Below are 1,325 nucleotides of genomic sequence, written 5' to 3' on the forward strand. Positions count from 1 at the left end.
AGCCTCTTTCTTTATTATATAAGGATTAGCGTGAGGTTAATCGGGATTTACAGTGCTAAGTTAGTAAGAAGGGTTAGATAAAAGTTTGTCGAATTTACTTTGTATTGGTGGAAATGAATTCTTGGAGGGGACATTTTGAAGAAATATGAGATTAAAAATAACATTCCAACATTGGAAGAATATAAATATTTATGTGATTCTGTGGGATGGACTAACTATATGAACTTTGAGGTGGCGGAAATATCACTTCAAAATTCGATTTACTGTATAACAGTCAAGGATAATAATCAAATCATCGGCATGGGGAGAATTGTTGGTGATGGGGCTATCTATTTCTATATTCAAGATATAGTGGTTCATCCAGAGTATCAAAAGAATGGTATTGGAAAGAAAATAATGAATACTTTAGTAGAATACTTAAATGGGAATGCTCCAGATAAAGCATTCATTGGTTTGTTTGCGTCGCAAGGTAAAACATCATTCTACGAAAAATATGATTTTAAAGATTATTCGCCTAATATGACAGGGATGTTTACTGTTATTTCGAAAAAATAGGTGTAATAAATTTAATAAAACAATTAAAAAGTTGATTTTTTAAGAAATCAACTTTTTAATGAGTTGAAACGTTTGTAGTGTTGCAAATTCGTATTTCCCTTGGTACTTATGATTTATAACTCTTCTTATTATACTTTTCATCAAATTCTTTTCCTTCTAGATCTCGATCTAGTGTTAAAGGTTGATTGCAGTGCATACATGCATCGACACGGCCGAGCATTTTGGTTGGCTTATCACAGCTTGGGCAAATAATTTGGATAGTCTTAGTAGATAACATACCAATCCAAAAGTAAACGACAGTGCTAGCGATAACAGCTAAAAAGCCAACCATCATAAACGTTGTCATAATAATAATGTTTTCGCGGAAAAAGACACCTAAGTATGCAATGAAGAGGCCGATAAATACTAAACTTAATGCAAAGGTCCGGATTTTATTGATTTTGTTTGAATACTTAATGCTCATTCTCACCACGCTCCTATACTAATAATATAACATAAAATTTAGAATTTTCACTCTCGTGTAAATTGATAAGAGATAAGATATGAAATGAATAGGAGGGGAGCCAAGAATGAATGGACGCTATAATGATTTTTACAGCGGTTTTTAAGTTTTTAACGGGATGTGAAATTTTTTTATAAAAAGTATTGACCCTGTATATACTGCATGATATATTAATAACCGTCGCTGATGCGGAAACGCAGAAAACGACAAAAAAGAAATTAAAAAACTTAGTTGACATTGAAAAATTAAGATGTTAACATAAGGAAGT

2 protein-coding genes are annotated in these 1,325 nt (G+C 31.8%); one reads left to right on the forward strand and one right to left on the reverse strand.

Translation table 11 applies throughout. The features are described from left to right. Positions 1-135 precede the first annotated feature (135 nt). Positions 136-555: a GNAT family N-acetyltransferase gene (locus DN404_RS30285; RefSeq protein ID WP_000759737.1), complete on the forward strand. Its 420-nt coding sequence runs from the start codon at positions 136-138 to the stop codon at positions 553-555. Positions 556-661: 106 nt separating this feature from the next. On the opposite strand, the gene DN404_RS30290 is transcribed toward DN404_RS30285, so the two are convergent. After that, positions 662-1,018, reverse strand: a complete 357-nt coding sequence (locus DN404_RS30290; protein WP_000025058.1) for a YgzB family protein — start codon at positions 1,016-1,018, stop codon at positions 662-664. Positions 1,019-1,325 lie beyond the last annotated feature (307 nt).

It is taken from the genome of Bacillus sp. TE8-1 (assembly GCF_008368855.1).
GTDB classification, from domain to species: domain Bacteria; phylum Bacillota; class Bacilli; order Bacillales; family Bacillaceae_G; genus Bacillus_A; species Bacillus_A cereus.